Raw genomic sequence first — 18,815 nt, 5'->3', positions numbered from 1 at the left:
GCGGCGCCTACCCATGCAGTTCGACGTACGCACCCTGTCGGCCGATATGGTCATCTCGCACTTGGTGATCGATGGGCGCGATGAGGCCGATGCGCGCAGGCAGGTCGAAGCGCGCGGCTTGTTCGTTAGCGCTATCACGCCGGTGCAGGGCCGACTGGGCCTGCCGGGACGCGGCGGCAAGCGCCGCGCGCTCTCGCTGGTGCTGTTCAGTCAGGAGCTGCTGGCGCTGCTGACCGCAGGCCTGGGCATCGTCGAAGGGCTGGAAGCCTTGCTGGAAAAGGAAAACAATCCGGCCACGCGCGGCGTGCTGGAACGCTTGCTGGGCGGCCTGCGCGAAGGGCAGCGCTTTTCTGCCGTACTGGCCGAGCAGCCGGATTTGTTCCCGCCGCTGTACGTCGGCATTGTCAAAGCGGCCGAGGGTACCTCGGATCTACCGCGTTCATTGGCGCGCTTCATCGATTACCAGCAGCGCATCGACATCGTGCGCGCCAAGCTGGTGTCGGCGGCGATTTATCCTTGTATTTTGTTGCTGGTCGGCGGCGGCGTGAGCCTGTTCCTGATCGGCTATGTGGTGCCGCGCTTTGCCGAGGTCTATCAAGGCGCCGGCCGCAACCTGCCATGGCTGTCGCAGCAGATGCTGAACTGGGGCCAGTTCGCCGGCTCGCACACCACTCTGCTGTTGGCCGGCATTGCCGCCGTGCTGGCCGCACTGGGACTGGGCGTGCGCCGCCTGCTGGCCAATGGCGGCATGGCGCGCTTGCTGGGCAAGCTGCCCGGCATCGGTGAGCGCGTGCGCATTTACGAATTATCGCGGCTGTATCTGACGCTCGGCATGTTGAGCGAGGGCGGCATCACCATCGTGCACGCGATTGAGACGGTGCAGGGCATGGTGTCGAACGCCATGCGCCAGAACCTGCAAACTGCGCGCGCCGATATTGAAGCGGGCCTGCCGCTATCGACTGCCTTTGAAGCCAGTCAATTGACCACGCCGATTTCGCTGCGCATGCTGCGCGTGGGCGAGCGCACCGGCGACATGGGGCCGATGCTGACCCAGTCCGCTGCTTTTTACGACGGTGAGATCAGCCGCTGGATCGAACGTTTCACGCGTACTTTTGAACCGCTGCTGATGGCGGCCATCGGCCTGGTGGTCGGCGCTATCGTGGTGCTGCTGTATATGCCGATCTTTGATTTGGCTGGAGATATGTCATGATCGACACCGCGTTATTGGCGCGGGCCCGCCACTTGGCCCAGCAATCCAAGCGCACCCTGGTGGAGGAACTGGAAGCGCTGACCGGCGCCGAACCGCGCTTGCTGGTGCGTTCGCTGGCGCAGCCGTTCGGCATGGCGGTGCTGGAGACTGTCGATATGCTGGCCTACGAACCGGCGTGGGATCTGCTGCCGCTGTCGCAAGCGATGGCGCGCCACTGCGTGCTGCTGCGCACGCAGGACAACACGGTGGTGGGCGTGATTGCCGATCCGTTCGACCTCGATCTGCAAACGTGGCTCGGCACGCAGGCGCGCGCCACGCCGTCGGCGCCATTGGCCGCGCGCCTTGCGCTGCAGGCCGATATTCAAGCCTATCTGTCCAAACAGGAGGAATCGGCGCGCGCCACCGACTCGCTGCTGCCTGGCGCCAGCGAAGGACGGCGCGACGGCAAGACGGCGGCGGTGCTGTCGTTTGCCTCGGTGTCGGAAGGCGCAAGTCCGGCAGTGCGCTTGGTCAACTCAACGCTTTACGATGCGCTGAAAGCCGGCGCGTCCGACATTCACCTGGAAAGCACGGCTGGCGGCCTGGCGGTCAAGTACCGCGTGGACGGCGTGCTCGATCACGCCACTGCCGTCAACGGCATGGACGTGGCCGAGCAAATTATTTCGCGCATCAAGGTGCTGGCGGAGCTGGACATCGCCGAACGCCGCGTGCCGCAAGACGGCAGCTTCCGCGTGGAGGCCAATGGACGCGAGATCGATTTGCGCGTCTCCATCATGCCGAGCATCCACGGCGAAGATGCGGTGATCCGTATTCTCGACAAGCGCGCCATGATTGAGGCTTACGGTTCGCTGACCCTGGAAGCGCTGGGCTTCGATGCACCGTCGCTGGCCACGCTGCGCACTCTGGCGCAAGAAGCTTACGGCATGCTGCTGGTGACCGGGCCGACCGGTTCCGGCAAGACCACCACGCTGTACGCTGCACTGACCGAGATCCACAACGGCCGCGAAAAAATCATCACGATTGAGGATCCGGTCGAGTACCAGCTGCCGGGCATCCTGCAAATCCCGGTCAACGAGAAGAAGGGCCTGACGTTTGCCAAGGGCCTGCGCTCCATCCTGCGCCACGACCCGGACAAAATCATGGTCGGTGAAATCCGCGACCGCGAGACGGCGGAAATCGCCGTGCAGTCGGCGTTGACCGGCCACTTGGTGCTGACCACCGTGCACGCGAATAATGTGTTCGACGTGTTCGGCCGCTTCACCCACATGGGCATCGATCCGTATGCGTTTGTATCGGCGCTGAACGGCATCTGGGCGCAGCGTTTGATCCGCACCAACTGCCCGCACTGCGCCACCGAATACACGCCGGACGACCACGAACTGGCCAGTGTCGGCATGACGCGCGCCGATGTCTACGAGTATCGCTTCATGCAGGGCAAGGGCTGCGGCGATTGCCGCGGCACCGGCTACAAAGGCCGCCGTTCCATCGCGGAGATTCTGACCTTGAACGACGAAATCCGCGAACTGATTGTCGACAAGCGGCCGATCCGCCAGATCAAACAAGCGGCGCACGAAAATGGCACGCGCAGCCTGCGTCAGGCCGCGCTGGAACTGGTCAAGCGCGGCAGCACCACGCTGACTGAAATTAAACGGGTGACCTTGCATGCGTAGAGCGATCGGACAATTCTTGCGCATCGACGTCGCGCCGCATGCCGTGAGCGTGCAGCGCGTAGCTCGCTGGCGCTTCCCGGGCCGCGCCGCAACCGCGCCGGAAACGCTGGCCTCGCAGCAGATCGCGCCATCCGGCGACCATCCGGCAGACGCCATTGCCAACGCCTTGCGCGCCGTGCTGGGCGAGTTGAACGTGGAAGGCTGGCCAGTCAGCTTTGTACTGTCCGACGAGTTGACCCGCATGTGGCGCGTGACGCCGCCGGCTGGCGCAGCGCGCATGGCCGACCTGGAAGCGGCGGCCGCTCTGCGTTTTCAATCGCTGTACGGCGAGGTGCCTGCGGCGTGGCAAGTCTCGGCTGACTGGGATGCGGTGCAGCCGTTCTTCGCCGCCGCCGTGCCGCGTGCCTTGCTGGCCGCGCTGCGCGTGGTGGCGCAGGACTGCAAGCTGTCCACCGTCGCTATCGAGCCGCGCTTTGTCAGCGCATGGAACACGAGTCGCCATGGCCTCAAGCAGGGCGCATGGTTTGGCCTCGTGCACGAGCAGTTGTTGACGTTGGCCGCCACTGAAACCGATGGCAAAGGCTTGCGTGCCGTACGCGCGTTGCCGATTCCACAAGGCGCAGATCAAGACTGGCTGACGCAAACCCTGCAACGCGAAGCGCTGCTGCTGGATATGGAGGCGCCGTCGCTGCTGCAAGTGCATGGCAACGCGCCTGCCGCGTGGATCAAACCGGCGACTAGCTCGGCTCAGATTCCATGCAGCGTGTTGAACGGAGGCGCGGCATGAAAAGCATGAAGATCGATTTCGCACCGCGCAGCGCGCGCCGCACTTTGTTCCATGTCCATCCCGCCGTGCTGGCGCTGGCCGGCGTGGGCGTGCTGCTGTGCGCCGGTGCGGCGCTTGGCGGCTGGCACCTGGTTGAGCAGCAGCGTGAACGCGCGCATCAAGTGGAGCATTTGCGGGAACGCGTTGCCGCGCTGTCGAAGCGTCCCGCAGCGGAAGTGGCGCGTGTTGTCATTCCTGAAGCGCAGGCCAGCTTCGTCAACGGCGCGGTGATGCAACTGAATCTGCCGTGGCGCGAGCTGCAGGACGCGGTGCTGGCCGCCACGCCGCGCACGGTGGCGCTAGTGGCAATGGAACCCGATCCACGCAAGCGCATCCTCAAGATTACCGCTGAAACCAAGACCAGCGACGATATGGTGGACTATGTGGCAGCGCTGAAAGAGCAGGAGAGTTTCAGCGGCGTGATTCTGATTCGCCATGAAATCAACGACGCCGACCCTAACCGGCCATTGCGATTCCAATTGGAGGCCACATGGCAGCCGCGCTGAATCAAGTGAATGTGGCGGCGCTGCTGCTGCGCGCGCGCATTGCCGTGCTGCGTCTTGGTATTCCGGCGTGCGTGGCGATTGCCTTGTGCATCGCCGGCGTGGCAGCGTGGGCATGGCTGCTGCCGCAGCGCGCCGCGCAAGCACGCGTGATGGCGCAGCCATTGCCCGCGCCGTCCGCGCTGGTAACGCCGCCGCCACCGCCGTCGGCCAATCAAAACCTCGCTGCGTTCTACGATACGCTGGGCGAGAAGCGCTACGCCGAGCAGCAAGTGAAAGTGCTGTTCGACCTTGCCGCCAAGTCCAGCCTGGTGCTGAATCAAGGCGAGTACAAGGCGGGCTACGACAAGGCGAGCCGCGTCAGCACTTACCAAATCATCTTGCCGGTGAAAGGGCCGTATCAATCGATCTGGCAGTTCGCCATGCAGGGCTTGCGCGCCATGCCGTATGCCTCGCTCGATGAAGTGGGCTTCCGCCGCGACACCATTGCCGACCCCACGGTGGAAGCGCGCTTGCGCTTTACCTTGTACCTGAAGGATGCCGAGCCATGAAGCCCTATCAGATAGTGATGGTGCTGGCGCTGGTGGGCGCCGCAGGGCTGGTGCTGTTTGGCGATAACTCGCCTTCCGGCAGCATTGCCGAACCGGTGGCGCGCACCAACACGCCGGCGCAAGCGCCTGCACCACGCACCGCCGGCAGCGACAAGCCGCAGCAAGCCGACGCCGTGATCCTGCCGCTGATCCCGCGCGCGCAGCTGGTGGGCGAAGCTGGCGACGCTACCTTCGCCTCGGGCGAGGGCGTGTTCGCAGGCCAGAACTGGAATCCGCCGCCGCCACCTCCGCCGCCGCCATCGAACACGCCGCCGCCGGCGCCGGTGGCGCCGCCAATGCCGTTCACCTACATCGGCAAGGCGCTGGCGGACGGCGCGTGGGAAGTGTTCCTCGCGCGCGGCGACAAGACCTACTCGGTGCGCAATCAAACCGTGATCGATGGCGTCTACCGCGTCGAGAAGATTGCGCCGCCGCTGATGTCCTTGACCTATATGCCTTTGAATCAGCAACAACAGATGAATATTGGAGCACTTGAGTGATGGCTAGCCTTCTTATGACCATAGGCCGCTGCGCTGCGCTGGCCATCCTGCTGAGCGGCTGCGCCGCGCAAATGGCCTACCGCGACGGCAATGACCTGATCTCGAAAAATCAGATCGAAGCGGGTCTCGCTAAATACCAGGAGGCAGTGCAGGCCGATCCGACCAACGCGCAATACCGCAGCGCTTATCTGAGTGCGCGCGATCGCGCCGTCCAGCGCTTGCTGGAAGCTGCCGAGCGTGACCAATCCGAGGGCCGCGCCGCGCAGGCAGAGCAGGGCTACCGCCGCGTGCTGGGTCTTGACGCGCGCAACGAGCGCGCCGTCGCCGGCCTGCGTTCGCTGGATCGCGACAGCCGCCAGGCCAGGTTGATGGAAGCCGCCACCCAGCACCTCAACAAAGGCGAGTATGAACTGGCCAAGCAAAAGCTCAACGCCATCCTGACCGAATCGCCGGACAGCGACAAGGCGCGCGCCATGCTGCGCGAAGTCGCCGACAAGAGTGCGCCGCCGGCAGTGGAGTCGGGCCTGTCGAAATCCTACAAGCAGCCGATTACCATCGAGTTCCGCGATGCGCCGCTGAAGCAGGTGTTTGAAGTGATCTCGCGCCGCTCGGGCTTGAACTTCGTGTTCGACAAGGATGTGAAGACCGATCAGAAGACCACTGTGCTGCTGAAGAACAGCACCGTCGAATCGGCCATCTACTTCCTGCTGCTGACCAATCAGCTGGAGCAGCAAGTCATGGACGCCAATACCATCCTGATCTATCCCAACGTGGCGGTAAAGCTCAAGGAATACCAAGAGATGACGGTGAAGACCTTCTTCCTTGCTAATGCCGAGGCCAAGCTGGTGGCCAATACGCTCAAGACGATTCTCAAGTCGCGCGACGTGGTGGTGGATGAAAAGCTCAACCTGATCATCGTGCGCGACACGCCGGAAGCCATTCGCCTGGCCGAGCGCTTGATTTCATTGCAGGATGCGCCGGAAGCGGAAGTGATGCTGGAAGTGGAAATCCTTGAAGTGAAGCGTTCGCGCCTGATGGATCTTGGCGTAGTGTGGCCGACTACCCTGGGCTTCGCGCCGCTGTCCACTTCGGGCGGCACCGGCATCACCGTGCGCGATTTGAATAATCTGAACCAGCGCACCATCGGTGTCACCGGCGTGAACCTGTCGGTCACCGCCAACAAGAACGACGCTGACTCCAACCTGCTGGCCAATCCGCGCATCCGCGTGCGCAACAAGGAGAAAGCCAAGATCGTCATCGGCGACAAGCTGCCGGTGATTACCTCCACCGTATCCTCCGGCGTGGGCGGCTTCGCCAGCGACTCGGTGACTTACGTGGACGTCGGCCTGACGCTGAACGCCGAGCCGACCATCTACCTGAATAACGAGGTGGCGATCCGCATGCAGCTGGAGGTCAGCAATCTGGTGAACGCCATCACCACCAAGAACGGCACCATGGCCTATCAACTTGGCACTCGCCAGGCGTCGACCATGTTGCAATTGAAGGACGGCGAGAACCAGGTACTGGCGGGCTTGATCAACAACGAGGAGCGCAATTCGTCGGATAAGGTGCCGGGCTTTAGCGAGCTGCCGCTCGTGAGCCGCTTGTTCGGCAAGCAGCGCGACGATAATCAGAAGACCGAGATTGTGCTGTCGATTACGCCGCACTTGATCCGCAACGTGCAGCGTCCAGAAGCCTCGGCTTCCGAATTCTCTGCCGGCACCGAGGCGAGCTTCCGCCGCCGCCCGGACTTGACGCCGCGCGCCACCGTGCCGCTGCCGGCATCGCCGGCCCGGCAGGCGCCGGCGCCTGCGCCCGCAGCCACCGGTGCGGCAGCGCCTGCGCCATCGCCGGTGCAAGCAACTCCGCTATCGCAATCACAGCCTGCACCGCTGCCGCCGTCGCAAGGCGCGCAACCGCAGGCGGTGCAAGCGCCTGCGGCCGAGCCGTCGCCGGCGCCTGAAGCCGCACCGCCGGTGCAGCAGTAAGCGGAGCAGGGCAATGAAGCGCGCGCGCGGGTTCACTTTGATCGAGCTGCTGGTGACGCTGGCCATCCTCGGCCTGCTCAGCGCCTTGGTGATCCCGACTGCGCAAGTGGTGGTGCAGCGCCGCCAGGAGCAGGACTTGCGCGAGTCGCTGCGCGAGATTCGCCACGCGCTGGACGCTTACAAGCTCGCTTACGACCAAGGCCGCATTGCCAAGTCGCTGGCCGGCAGCGGCTACCCGAAAACACTGGAAGCACTGGTCGAAGGCACGCCGGATCTGCAAAACCCCAAGCAAGCCAAGATCTTTTTCCTGCGCCGCATTCCGCGCGACCCGTTCAATGCCGACGCCATGCTGAGCGACGCGCAAACCTGGGGCAAGCGCAGTTATGCCAGCGAGGCTGATTCGCCAAGAGAGGGCGAGGACGTCTACGACGTCTACAGCCTCAGTGAAAAGCCCGGCCTGAACGGCGTACCGTACAAGAAGTGGTGACCATGAAGCGCAAAGGATTCACGCTGATCGAATTGCTGGTGGTGCTGGGAATTGTGGCCTTGATGCTGACGCTCGCCATTCCACGCTACTTCCCCAGCATCGACAAATCGAAGGAAGTGGTGCTGGCCGACAACCTGCGCAATGTGCGCCAGGTGCTGGATCAATATTACGGCGACACCGGCCGCTACCCGGATTCGCTGGAGCAATTGGTAGAAAAACATTATTTGCGCGCGCTGCCGTACGACCCGATTGCCGAGAGCGACGCAGCATGGACGATCGTGCCGCCGGAGGACAACACCAAGGGCAGCGTCTACAACATCCGCAGCAGCGCCGCCGGCAACGACCGCAGCGGCAAGCCATACGCCGATTGGTAATATGGCCGAAGAAACAACATTGCGCCGCTTGCCGCGCCGCGTCAAGGCTGCGCGCGGATTCACCTATTTGAGCTTGATAATCGTGGTGGCAATCGTTGCCATGGTCACCGCCTCGGCCATAAAACTAGGTTCAGTGTTGCAGCGCAGCAGGGCAGAGCAAGAGCTGCTCGATATCGGCGCGGCCTTTAGCGACGCCCTCAAAAGCTACGCCGACGCCACGCCGCAAGGAATGCCGACGCAGCCGCCGTCGCTCAAAGATCTGCTCAAAGATCCCCGTTTCCCTGGCATGCGCCGCCATTTGCGCAAGATTTTTGTCGATCCGATGACCGGCAAGGCCGAATGGGGCATTGTTTATTTAGGCGACAAAATGGGCGTGCTGGCCGTCTACAGTTTGTCGGATGCACGACCTGTGAAAATAGGTAACTTTCCCGCACGATATTCTGGATTTGCAGGCAAAAGTCGTATTTCTGAGTGGAAATTCGCTATCGCCACCGAAGCCCCGCGCACGATTGAAAATAGCGAAAATCAAGCACAAGTTGCCCAAAGTGTACCTGCGTTACAACAAAACAACGCCCAAACACCACAAATTTCAGCTGCACCAAATTCGACCGTGGCAGTCACAGCGGACGAGGCTGAAAAAAGCACGCTGCCAGCCCCTGATGAGCCCGTTTCTCACTCTGAGCAGGCCCCTGCGACAGAGCCGGAAAAGCCGCCAGCCGAACCGGTTTTAGAGTAAAAAAAATACCAACTTTCTCACCAAAAGCTACTTCCCGGTAGCCCGAAATGGTGCACCGCAGATAGTTTTATTTTGCGATGCGAAAGCAGTTGTTTAAAAGAAATTAAAAATAGAAAATTTACAATCGTAATTAATGTGTTTATGTTATGATTCATCTCAGCAGTACTCCTATTAACCCACCAAGTGGTTGACGCAAAGCAGCCACAATTCGTTGATTAAGGAAAATCACATGAAATTGAAATCTATCGTTGCCGGTGCAGTACTGGCCGCTGCTTCGTTTGGCGCCATGGCGGATGACCAGTCGATCGCCCTGAACACCACCAACCTGATCACCTTCGACAGCGTAGGCACCACGCTGGCCGACGGCGATGACGTCCTGTCCTTCACCGGCCTGGGCGCTGGCGTTTACAACATCTACATCACCCTGAGCTCGCAGAACGTGAAGTGGGGTAGCTCGGTTCTGAGCGGTGGTTCGAGCAGCGTAGTCGGCACCATCTCGGGCGGCAAGCTGCAGTTCCTGGACTTCGACTACACCGGTTCCGGCCCATTCTCGCTGAGCCTGGTTGGCATCAAAACCCCTGGCTACACCGGCACCAAGTTCGGCTACTCGGGCGAAATCAGCGTGAGCGCTGTTCCAGAACCAGCAACCTACGGCATGCTGCTGGGTGGCCTGGCACTGGTTGGTGCTGTTGCTCGCCGCAAAGCCAAAAAAGCAGCTTAATTTCTGCTAGCGTAAAAAAACCCGCTTTTGAGCGGGTTTTTTTTCGTCCGGCGTTTTGTGGGCTTAGCGGGCGATGCGCTTGAAGTCGCGCAGGCGGAAGCCCATCGCCAGCAGCGCGCCAAAGTAGACCGCGCCGCACAGGCCGACCAGCAGCAGCAGGGCGCCCAGGCGCAGGAAGGCATGGTGCTGCAAGCCGATCCAATCGATTTGCTGCGAGCCGAACCATGCAGCCGCGCCCATCAGGCCGCAGCCGATCACCAGCTTGACGCAGAACAGCGGCCAGCCCGGCAGCGGGCGGTAGATATTGCGCTTGCGCAGGCCGGTGTACAAGAAAGCCGCGTTCAGGCAGGCGCCGAGGCCGATCGACAAGGCCAGGCCGGACACCCGCAAATAAGGCACGAACAACAGGTTCATCAGCTGGGTAGCGATCAGCACCACGATGGCAATGCGTACTGGAGTGCGGATGTCTTGCTGCGCGTAGAAGGCCGGCGCCAGCGTCTTCACCAGGATAATGCCAAGCAGGCCGGCACAGTAGGCAATCAGCGGGCGCGCCGATTGCGCCGCCGCCTCGTCGGTGAAGGCGCCGTAGTGGAACAGGGTGGCGATCATCGGCTCGGCCAGCACCGCCAAGCCCACCGCCGCCGGCAGCGCCAGCAGGAAGGTCAGGCGCAGGCCCCAGTCCAGCAAGTCCGAGTATTCCTGGGTGTCGTCGTCGGCCTTGGCCTTGGACAGGCTGGGCAGCAAGATGGTGCCCAGCGCCACGCCCAGCAGGGCTGTGGGGAATTCCATCAGGCGGTCGGCGTAGGACAGCCACGAGATGCTGCCGGTCTCCAGCCGCGAGGCGATGCTGGTGTTGATCATCAAGCTGATCTGCGCGGCCGAGACGGCAAACACGGCTGGCCCCATCTTCTTCAGCACGCGGCGCACGCCGGGGTCGCCCAGTCCTGCTGCCGGATTCCACGACAGCGTCGGCAGCATGCCGATTTTCACCAGCGCCGGCACCTGGATCGCCACTTGCAGCACGCCGCCCACGAACACGGCAATCGCCATGGCGTAGATCGGCTGGGCCAGGTGCTGTTGCAGGAACAGCGAAGCCAGAATCGACGAAATATTCAGCAGCACCGGCGTAAAGGCCGGGATTTTGAACTCGCGCCAGGTGTTGAGCACGCCGCCCGCCATGGCCACGAAGGCCATGAAGCTAATATATGGGAACATCAGGCGCGTCATCCAGACCGCCGCGTCGAACTCCTTGAGGCCGCTGGCAATCAGGTAAATAAACAGCGGCGAGGCTATAATGCCGATCACCGTGACGATCAAGGTGGCCCACACCAGTGTGTTGGCGACGTGGTCGACCAGCTTTTTGCTGGCTTCCTGTCCCTGCTGGTTCTTGTACTCGGCCAGGATCGGCACGAAGGCTTGCGAGAACGCGCCCTCGGCAAATAAACGCCGCAATAGATTAGGGATGCGGAACGCGACCGTGTAAGCGTCGGTCATGGCGCCGGCGCCAAAGGCGCGGGCGATCAAGGTTTCACGCAGGAGGCCGGTGATCCGGGACAGCATGGTCATGCTGGAGATGGCGGTAAGTGTCTTAAGCAAGTTCATGGGACGTGATTATAGTTGCTCCTGCCAATAAATATCGCTATAATCACAGGCTGTACAAAATTCTGTTGCGCAGACATTAATGTTTGGCAGGCAGTAGTTTGACTCACACGGTTCGCTCTTATGGCAACCTAGGACGCACCTGTTTGCCAAACATTAACGTTTGCAAACGCATCATTTACCTGTTTAGGAAATTTCATGGCAAATACCGCACAAGCGCGTAAACGCGCTCGTCAAGCAGTTAAGCAAAACGCTCACAACTCGGCTCAGCGTTCGACCCTGCGTACCGCTATCAAAGCTGTGCGTAAAGCGATCCAAGCTGGCGACAAAGCTGCTGCGACGACCATCTTCCAAGCTTCGGTGTCGACTATCGACAGCATCGCTGACAAGAAAATCATCCACAAAAACAAGGCAGCTCGCCACAAGAGCCGTCTGGCCGCTGCTTTGAAAGCACTGGCAGCTTAATTTTCCTTTTCAGGAAGACCAAGCGAAAAGCCGCGCTGGCATTGCCAGTGCGGCTTTTGTCGTTTGTGCGTTTGGTTTAGCCCGGGCGCAGGTGCTGAAGCAGCGCGTGCAGCGGTTGCGGCGACAGGCCTTGCAGCTCGGCCGAGCGGCGGTCGATCTCGTTGGCGAGGTCGAGTTGCAGCCACTCGATTTCATCGAGCATGGTGCGCAGTTCCAACAAGATGGCGGGATCGTCCTGGGCGATGAACAGCATGCTCTCGCTGCGGTCGGGATCGAAGCCCGCTTGCAGCACCAGCTGGCGGATGGTGTTCATGCGCTCGAACAGGAAGGCCAGCGGCGAGCGTTCCGGCTCGGCCGGCGCGACCATGTGCTCGAACACGCTGCGCTGGGCGAACCAGGCGCGCAGCACGTCGGACAGGTGGGCCAGCTTGGTGGCGGCGTCCAGCTGCTCTTGCGGCATCGGCAGGGCGTCTTCCGGGGTGGCGTGGATCAGGTCGCGCAGCGCGTCGGCGGCGGCGCGGTCGAAACGGTTCTGGTGCAGGCGCGCCAGCATGTCCAGGCGCGGCAAATCGAAGCGGCGAATCACGGTTTCGGCCACGTCGGCCACCGCCAGCAATTTGGCTAGCGGCGTGATCTTGTCGGCGCGCAGGCCGTGCGGATAGCCGCTGCCGTCCATCCTCTCGTGGTGCTGCAAGACCGCCTGCCGCGCCGCCGGCGGGAAGTCCTTGATCGCGTTCAGCACCATGTGGCTGGCGAGCGGGTGCACGTGCACGTAGCGGCGCTCGTCGGGCGTGATGGCATGGCCGCTGTCGAGCAGCATGGGGTCGGTGTGCATCTCGCCGAGGTCGTGGCATAGCGCGGCCAGCAGCAGCACCTGGCGCTCGGGCGGCGGCAGCTTGAGGCGCTGCGCCAGCGCATAGGCGATGATGGCGGTACGCAGGGTGTGCTGGAACATCTCCTGGCGCTGGTCGCGCAGCACGGTCAGCCGCATCAGCAGTGGCGGCGGCAGCTTGAGCGCGGCCAGGCCGTGCTTGACCGCCAGCGGATCGCCGCTGCGGTTGGCGAGGCGGGCGTAAATGGGATCGTGTTCCAGGATTTTGCCGGCCTCGATCGACAGGCTGGCGGCGTCGATGGCGCGCTCGCTGATCAGCATATTGTCGAGCGGCTCGTGGAGTTTGTGGCGGGCAAGGCGCTGGAATTGTTCTTCGCCCAGTTCGGTGCCCTTGGACACCAGCTTTATGCCGTTGTCGCAGTAGATGTCCTCGTGCGCGGTCACGGTCTGCCGCCGGGCCAGCGCGGCCACGGCTTGCAGGTAGTAGGGGGACTCGGTGTAGTCGGCGCTCGGTTCAGCAGGCATGGCATCCTCCAGGCGCGGCGGCGCCTAGCTGCCTAATAATAGAGCAAGTAATCGGGCAAGTGTTGTCGAGCTGCTAGCGGCTGAGGTCTTTGGGCGACACTTCCATCCACTCACCCGGCATCAGCGGGTGGCTTGCCAGGGAGATGTTGCCGATGGCGCTGCGCACCAGCCGCAGCGTCGGCAGGCCGACTGCCGCCGTCATGCGCCGCACCTGGCGGTTCTTGCCTTCTTGCAGCGTGATCGCCAGCCAGCTGGTGGGCTGGCCGGCGCGCTGGCGGATCGGCGGATTGCGCGGCCACAGCCACTCGGGCTCGGCAATGTGCACCGCGTGGCAAGGCTTGGTGACGAAATCGCCGAGGTCGATTGGGGCTTGCAGCCTGGTCATGGCGGCGGCGTCCGGCACGCCGTCCACTTGCACCAGGTAGGTCTTGCCGGCCTTGTGGTCGGGGTGGGCAATGGCGTGCTGCAGCTTGCCGTCGTCGGTCAGCAGCATCAGGCCTTCGCTGTCGTAGTCGAGCCGGCCGGCTGGATAGATGTTGGGGATCTTCAGGTGATCGGCCAGCGTGGCCTTGTCGTCTTGCGCCGAGAACTGGCACAGCACTTGAAACGGTTTATTGAATAAAATCAGGGGCATTATAGAAAGCGGAAATTGGTGTAGGCTTGAAAGTCATGGCGCCTCACTACATACTCGTGCATAATGTGAAACAACCGTCTTATATCTTATAGAAGACTTGGACTATCCCCTTCGGAGAATCATCAGATGTATCAACATATCAACGTACCGGCGGACGGCCAGAAAATCACCGTCAACGCGGATTTTTCCCTGAATGTACCAGATAACCCGATCATTCCCTATATCGAAGGTGATGGCACCGGTCTCGACATCACCCCGGTGATGCTGAAAGTGGTGGATGCCGCAGTGGCAAAGTCTTACGGTGGCAAGCGTCAAATCCGCTGGATGGAAATTTTTGCCGGCGAAAAATCGACCCGCGTGTACGGCCCGGACGTGTGGCTGCCGGAAGAAACGCTGGCGGCGGTCAAGGACTACGTGGTCTCGATCAAGGGCCCGCTGACCACGCCGGTCGGCGGCGGCATCCGCTCGCTCAACGTGGCGCTGCGCCAGCAACTCGATCTGTACGTTTGCTTGCGCCCGGTGCGCTACTTTAGCGGCGTGCCGTCGCCGCTGAAGGAGCCGGAAAAAACCAATATGGTGATCTTCCGCGAAAACTCGGAAGACATCTACGCCGGCATCGAATACACCCAAGGCAGCGAAGGCGCGAAAAAGCTGATCGATTTCCTGGTCAACGAACTGGGCGCCAACAAGATCCGCTTCCCTGAAACCTCGGCCATCGGCATCAAGCCGGTGTCGGTGGAAGGCACCGAGCGCCTGATGCGCAAGGCCATCCAGTACGCGATCGACAACGACAAGCCATCGGTGACCATTGTCCACAAGGGCAACATCATGAAGTACACCGAGGGCGGCTTCCGTGACTGGGCCTACGCGCTGGCGCAAAAAGAATTCGGCGCCGAGCTGATTGACGGCGGCCCATGGTGCAAGTTCAAGAATCCAAAGACCGGCCGCGACATCACCATCAAGGATTCGATTGCCGACGCGTTCCTCCAGCAGATCCTGCTGCGCCCCATGGAGTACAGCGTGATCGCCACCTTGAACCTGAACGGCGACTACGTGTCGGACGCGCTGGCGGCGCAAGTGGGCGGTATCGGCATCGCGCCGGGCGCCAACCTGTCGGACTCGGTGGCCATGTTTGAAGCGACCCACGGCACCGCGCCGAAGTACGCCGGCAAAAACTACGTCAACCCAGGCTCGATGATTCTGTCGGCCGAGATGATGCTGCGCCACATGGGCTGGACGGAAGCCGCCGACCTGATCATCAAGTCGATGGAAAAAGCCATCAACTCCAAGCAAGTGACCTACGACTTCGCGCGCCTGATGGAAGGCGCCAACCAGGTGTCGTGCTCGGGCTTCGGCGACGTGATGATCGAGCAGATGTAAAACCGGCTTTAGCCCTCTCTCAAAAGACCCACCGGAGCGATCCGGTGGGTTTTTTTATGCCTGGACGGTCGAAATATTTTGCGACGCACCATAATTATCTATATACTAAATATATTGCAAATATGTCATGTAAATAAAGTCATTTCCTGATCGGAGCTCCCATGTTTAGTCTAGAGCAGCAGTCTGTCCTTGCATCGCATCGTCCGACGGGTTTTGACTACCTGCGCATTATCTTGTCGGTAGCCATCATCGCGTGGCACTCCGTGATGGTTTGTTATGGCGCTGCAGCAGAACGGCCGTTCTATACCGGCCCGCTGCGCCCGCTCATCGAATTCCTGGTGCCGAGCTTCTTTGCCCTGAGCGGTTTCCTGGTCGCCGGCAGCCTGGTGCGTACTGAGCATTTGCCGACTTTCCTTACCTTGCGCGTGCTGCGCATCTTTCCCGCGCTGTGCTGCGAGGTGGTGATCTCGGCCTTGCTGATTGGGGTGCTGCTGACCTCGCTGCCGCTGTCGGAGTACTTTACCCATCCCACCTTCGCCCGCTATTTCCTGAATATCCTGGGCGAGATTCAGTACTACCTGCCGGGCGTGTTTGAGCAAAACAACTCGAAGGTGGTCAACGTACAGCTATGGACGATTCCTTACGAGCTGAAGTGCTACATCGGCATCTCGGTGGTGTTCCTGCTGTCGCTGCATCGCCGGCCGATGGCTTTCCTTTGCCTGCTGATTGCGGCAACCCTGGTTTTCACGGTAATGAACTTCACCTACTGGGAAATGCACTACGCGGGCCGGCCTAGCGGCCGCTCGGTAGTGTGGGCCTTCTTCTGGGGCGTGGCGATTTATCTGCTGCGCGAAAAAATCCCGCACAGTTTCTCGCTGTTCTGCGGCGCCGTGGCCGCCACCTGGCTGCTGTTGCAGCGGCCGGAGACCGATTTCCTGGCGGCGCCTACAGTGGCGTATGTGACCGTCTACATCGGCTTGCTCAATGTGCGCCGCACGCCGGTGCTGTGGGCTGGCGACATTTCGTATGGCATCTATCTGTACGGCTTCGCCATCCAGCAAGCGACTTACCAGTTGCTGCCGGAATTCCGGGCGTGGCATGAGAATTTCCTGATCTCGCTGGCAGTCGCTTCTGTGTTTGGCTATTTGTCGTGGAAGGGCGTTGAGTTGCCGGTGCTGAACCAGAAGAAGGTCGTCATCGCAGCCGTGAAAGCGTGGACGGATCAGTGCGTGGTGATCGTGCGCCGCTATGTCCGTCCATCTGCCTAGTTACTCGAACACCTCGGCATCGGCCAGCAGCACGCCTGCCTGGTCTTTCGCCGAGAGCATGACGTCGAGTTCCGGCGGCCATGCGTGGGCCACGGCTGGATCGTTCCACAGGATCGAGCGCTCGTACTCGGGCGCCCAGTAGTCGGTGGTTTTGTAGAGAAACTCGGCGGTCTCGGAGATCACGACGAAGCCATGCGCGAAGCCGGGCGGAATCCACAGCTGGCGCTTGTTCTCGGCCGACAGCTCAATGCTGTACGACTGGCCGAAGGTGGCCGAGCTCTTGCGGATATCGAGCACCACATCGAGCACCGTGCCCGCGGTGGCGCGCACCAGCTTGCCTTGCGCGTGCTGGATTTGGTAGTGCATGCCGCGCAGTACGCCTTTCTTCGAGCGCGAGTGATTGTCTTGCACGAACTCGGCAGTGACGCCGGTCAGCTCGGCAAAGCGCTTGGCGTTGAAGCTCTCAAAGAAGAAACCGCGGTCGTCGCCGAACACGCGCGGTTCCAGTACCAGCAAGCCTTCCAGTGGCGTTTTAATGACGTTCATCGTGGGATCACCTTATCTTCCAGGATTTGCAGCAGATATTGACCGTACTGGTTTTTCTTCAGCGGCTCGGCCAGCTTGCGCAGCTGGTCGCCGTTGATGTAACCCTTGCGGTAGGCGATCTCTTCCGGGCATGCCACTTTCAAGCCCTGGCGCTTCTCGATGGTGGCGATGAATTGGCCGGCTTCCAGCAGCGACTCGTGGGTGCCGGTGTCCAGCCACGCCATGCCGCGGCCCATCACTTCTACGTTCAATTGCTGCTTTTCGAGGTAGGCCTTGTTGACGTCGGTGATTTCCAGTTCGCCGCGCGCCGATGGTTTGATGCTGGCCGCGATATCGCACACTTGGCTATCGTAGAAATACAGGCCGGTGACGGCGTAGTTGGACTTTGGCTGCTGCGGCTTTTCTTCAATCGATACGGCAGTGCGGTTCGCATCGAACTCGACCACGCCGTAACGCTCAGGATCTTGCACGTGGTAGGCGAACACGGTGGCGCCCGAGGTTTGCTCGGTGGCGTGGCGGAGCAGGGCGTCCAGATCGTTACCGTAGTAGATGTTGTCGCCCAAAATCAGCGCCGACGGCGAATCGCCCACAAACTCTTTGCCGATGATGAAGGCTTGCGCCAGGCCGTCCGGCGAAGGCTGCACCGCGTAGCTGATGCTGATGCCCCACTGGCTGCCGTCGCCCAGCAAATCCTTGAAGCGCGGCGTGTCTTGCGGCGTGGAGATAATCAGGATCTCGCGCATGCCGGCCAGCATCAGCGTGGTCAGCGGATGATAGATCATCGGCTTGTCGTAAATCGGTAATAGCTGCTTGGAGACGCTCATCGTCACCGGGTACAGGCGGGTGCCGGAGCCGCCCGCCAGAATGATGCCTTTGCGCTTGTTGCTCATTACTGCCCCTCGCGATTGAAGTAATTGGTTTCCACCCACTTGGCGTAGCTGCCCGATTGCACGTCGGCTACCCAAGCCTGATTGTCCAGGTACCACTGCACGGTCTTGGCGATGCCGGTCTGGAAGGTCTCGGCCGGTTTCCAGCCCAGTTCGCGTTCCAGCTTGCGCGCGTCGATGGCGTAGCGGCGGTCGTGGCCCGGACGGTCTTTGACGAAGGTGATTTGATCGCGGTAGCTGCCGGCAGCTTTAGGCTTGAGCTTGTCCAGCATGTCGCACAGGGTGTGCACCACGTCGAGGTTGGCCATTTCGTTCCAGCCGCCGACGTTGTAGGTTTCGCCGAGGCGGCCGGCTTCCAGCACGCGGCGGATGGCGGCGCAGTGGTCGCTGACATACAGCCAGTCACGCACTTGCTGGCCGTCGCCGTAGATCGGCAGCGGCTTGCCCGCTTGCGCGTTGGCGATGATCAGCGGGATCAGCTTTTCCGGGAAGTGATACGGGCCGTAGTTATTCGAGCAGTTGGTCGTCAGCACCGGCAAGCCATAGGTGTGGAAGTACGAGCGTACCAGGTGATCGGATGCTGCTTTGGAGGCCGAATACGGGCTGTTTGGCGCAAACGCAGTGGTTTCGCTGAACGGCGCATCATCCGGGCCCAGCGTGCCGTACACTTCGTCGGTGGACACGTGCAGGAAGCGGAAGGCCGACTTCTCGTCTTCCGGCAGCGCAGACCAATAGGCGCGCGCCGCTTCCAGCAGGCTGAAAGTGCCGTTGATGTTGGTGTTGATGAATTCGCCCGGGCCGAGGATGGAACGGTCGACGTGGCTTTCCGCTGCAAAGTGCACCACCGCGCGCGGCTTGTGCTGCTGGAACAGGGCCAGCACCTGCGCCTGATCGCAAATGTCGCCGCGCACGAAGGTGTGGCGCGCGTCCTGCTTGAGTGTCGCCAAGTTGTTGAGGTTGCCCGCGTAAGTCAGCTTGTCGTAATTGAGTACTGGCTCGTCTGACTGTGCCAGCCAGTCAAGCACGAAGTTAGAACCGATGAAGCCGGCGCCGCCTGTCACAAAAATCATTTGT

Annotated in this window: 20 protein-coding genes; 14 read left to right on the top strand and 6 right to left on the bottom strand. The window is 61.4% G+C overall.

Translation table 11 applies throughout. The annotated features are described in order from the left end of the window. Positions 1-13 precede the first annotated feature (13 nt). The 11 genes from GTP45_RS00295 (at position 14) to GTP45_RS00245 (ending at position 9,605) form a co-directional block, all read left to right on the top strand. Positions 14-1,210 (top strand): type II secretion system F family protein, encoded by a 1,197-nt coding sequence (locus GTP45_RS00295; RefSeq protein WP_161011902.1) that lies wholly within the window; start codon positions 14-16, stop codon positions 1,208-1,210. Continuing rightward, complete coding sequence (locus GTP45_RS00290; protein WP_161011901.1) at positions 1,207-2,880, top strand: GspE/PulE family protein; 1,674 nt, start codon at positions 1,207-1,209, stop codon at positions 2,878-2,880. Before GTP45_RS00295 ends, GTP45_RS00290 begins: the two co-directional genes overlap by 4 nt. Further along, complete coding sequence (locus GTP45_RS00285) at positions 2,873-3,667, top strand: hypothetical protein (RefSeq protein ID WP_161011900.1); 795 nt, start codon at positions 2,873-2,875, stop codon at positions 3,665-3,667. Before GTP45_RS00290 ends, GTP45_RS00285 begins: the two co-directional genes overlap by 8 nt. Next, positions 3,664-4,212: a hypothetical protein gene (locus GTP45_RS00280; protein WP_161011899.1), complete on the top strand. Its 549-nt coding sequence runs from the start codon at positions 3,664-3,666 to the stop codon at positions 4,210-4,212. The genes GTP45_RS00285 and GTP45_RS00280 overlap by 4 nt, the downstream gene beginning before the upstream one ends. Beyond that, positions 4,197-4,760 carry a hypothetical protein gene (locus tag GTP45_RS00275; RefSeq protein WP_229258283.1) on the top strand — a complete coding sequence of 188 codons (564 nt, stop codon included), beginning with the start codon at positions 4,197-4,199 and terminating at the stop codon, positions 4,758-4,760. Before GTP45_RS00280 ends, GTP45_RS00275 begins: the two co-directional genes overlap by 16 nt. Continuing rightward, positions 4,757-5,299 carry a hypothetical protein gene (locus GTP45_RS00270; RefSeq protein ID WP_161011898.1) on the top strand — a complete coding sequence of 181 codons (543 nt, stop codon included), beginning with the start codon at positions 4,757-4,759 and terminating at the stop codon, positions 5,297-5,299. Before GTP45_RS00275 ends, GTP45_RS00270 begins: the two co-directional genes overlap by 4 nt. Beyond that, positions 5,299-7,287 carry a secretin GspD/PilQ domain-containing protein gene (locus GTP45_RS00265; RefSeq protein WP_161011897.1) on the top strand — a complete coding sequence of 663 codons (1,989 nt, stop codon included), beginning with the start codon at positions 5,299-5,301 and terminating at the stop codon, positions 7,285-7,287. Before GTP45_RS00270 ends, GTP45_RS00265 begins: the two co-directional genes overlap by 1 nt. 13 nt (positions 7,288-7,300) lie before the next feature. Continuing rightward, positions 7,301-7,774, top strand: coding sequence for a type II secretion system protein (locus tag GTP45_RS00260; protein WP_161011896.1), 474 nt, complete (start codon positions 7,301-7,303; stop codon positions 7,772-7,774). A 2-nt stretch (positions 7,775-7,776) separates the two neighbouring features. Beyond that, positions 7,777-8,148, top strand: a complete 372-nt coding sequence (locus GTP45_RS00255) for a type II secretion system protein (protein WP_161011895.1) — start codon at positions 7,777-7,779, stop codon at positions 8,146-8,148. A gap of 1 nt (position 8,149) precedes the next feature. Beyond that, positions 8,150-8,884 carry a type II secretion system protein gene (locus GTP45_RS00250; protein ID WP_161011894.1) on the top strand — a complete coding sequence of 245 codons (735 nt, stop codon included), beginning with the start codon at positions 8,150-8,152 and terminating at the stop codon, positions 8,882-8,884. Between the two features lie 229 nt (positions 8,885-9,113). Further along, entirely contained in the window at positions 9,114-9,605 is a 492-nt protein-coding gene (locus GTP45_RS00245) for an FxDxF family PEP-CTERM protein (RefSeq protein WP_161011893.1), read from the top strand. 63 nt (positions 9,606-9,668) lie between these two features. Here GTP45_RS00245 and murJ read toward each other — a convergent pair whose 3' ends face one another. Beyond that, a complete protein-coding gene (gene murJ / locus GTP45_RS00240) occupies positions 9,669-11,207 on the bottom strand; it encodes a murein biosynthesis integral membrane protein MurJ (RefSeq protein ID WP_161011892.1) in 1,539 nt (512 codons plus the stop codon). 195 nt (positions 11,208-11,402) lie between these two features. Here murJ and rpsT point away from each other — a divergent pair, with 195 nt between their 5' ends. Continuing rightward, on the top strand, positions 11,403-11,669 hold the full coding sequence (gene rpsT, locus GTP45_RS00235; RefSeq protein ID WP_092281579.1) for a 30S ribosomal protein S20: 267 nt from the start codon (positions 11,403-11,405) through the stop codon (positions 11,667-11,669). 76 nt (positions 11,670-11,745) lie between these two features. Here rpsT and GTP45_RS00230 read toward each other — a convergent pair whose 3' ends face one another. Both GTP45_RS00230 and GTP45_RS00225 read right to left on the bottom strand, forming a co-directional pair. After that, on the bottom strand, positions 11,746-13,026 hold the full coding sequence (locus GTP45_RS00230; protein ID WP_161011891.1) for an HD-GYP domain-containing protein: 1,281 nt from the start codon (positions 13,024-13,026) through the stop codon (positions 11,746-11,748). Positions 13,027-13,099: 73 nt separating this feature from the next. Then, positions 13,100-13,660, bottom strand: a complete 561-nt coding sequence (locus GTP45_RS00225; protein WP_161011890.1) for a pseudouridine synthase — start codon at positions 13,658-13,660, stop codon at positions 13,100-13,102. 126 nt (positions 13,661-13,786) lie between these two features. On the opposite strand from GTP45_RS00225, the gene icd reads away from it, so the two are divergent. Both icd and GTP45_RS00215 read left to right on the top strand, forming a co-directional pair. Continuing rightward, on the top strand, positions 13,787-15,040 hold the full coding sequence (icd, locus tag GTP45_RS00220; protein WP_161011889.1) for an NADP-dependent isocitrate dehydrogenase: 1,254 nt from the start codon (positions 13,787-13,789) through the stop codon (positions 15,038-15,040). Positions 15,041-15,201: 161 nt separating this feature from the next. Then, a complete protein-coding gene (locus GTP45_RS00215) occupies positions 15,202-16,308 on the top strand; it encodes an acyltransferase family protein (protein WP_161011888.1) in 1,107 nt (368 codons plus the stop codon). On the opposite strand, the gene rfbC is transcribed toward GTP45_RS00215, so the two are convergent. The 3 genes from rfbC to rfbB are packed head-to-tail and all read right to left on the bottom strand — an operon-like array spanning position 16,309 to position 18,811. Continuing rightward, a complete protein-coding gene (rfbC, locus tag GTP45_RS00210; protein WP_161011887.1) occupies positions 16,309-16,854 on the bottom strand; it encodes a dTDP-4-dehydrorhamnose 3,5-epimerase in 546 nt (181 codons plus the stop codon). It abuts the gene before it with no gap. After that, positions 16,851-17,744 carry a glucose-1-phosphate thymidylyltransferase RfbA gene (gene rfbA, locus GTP45_RS00205; protein ID WP_161011886.1) on the bottom strand — a complete coding sequence of 298 codons (894 nt, stop codon included), beginning with the start codon at positions 17,742-17,744 and terminating at the stop codon, positions 16,851-16,853. The genes rfbC and rfbA overlap by 4 nt, the downstream gene beginning before the upstream one ends. Beyond that, complete coding sequence (gene rfbB / locus GTP45_RS00200; RefSeq protein WP_161011885.1) at positions 17,744-18,811, bottom strand: dTDP-glucose 4,6-dehydratase; 1,068 nt, start codon at positions 18,809-18,811, stop codon at positions 17,744-17,746. The genes rfbA and rfbB overlap by 1 nt, the downstream gene beginning before the upstream one ends. Positions 18,812-18,815: the final 4 nt, after the last annotated feature.

The sequence above is a fragment of the Duganella rivi genome (assembly GCF_009857435.1).
Taxonomy (GTDB): Bacteria; Pseudomonadota; Gammaproteobacteria; order Burkholderiales; family Burkholderiaceae_D; genus Rugamonas; species Rugamonas rivi.
The sequence above is the reverse complement of the archived record's forward strand: the minus strand, read 5'-3'. Positions and strand labels throughout refer to the sequence as shown.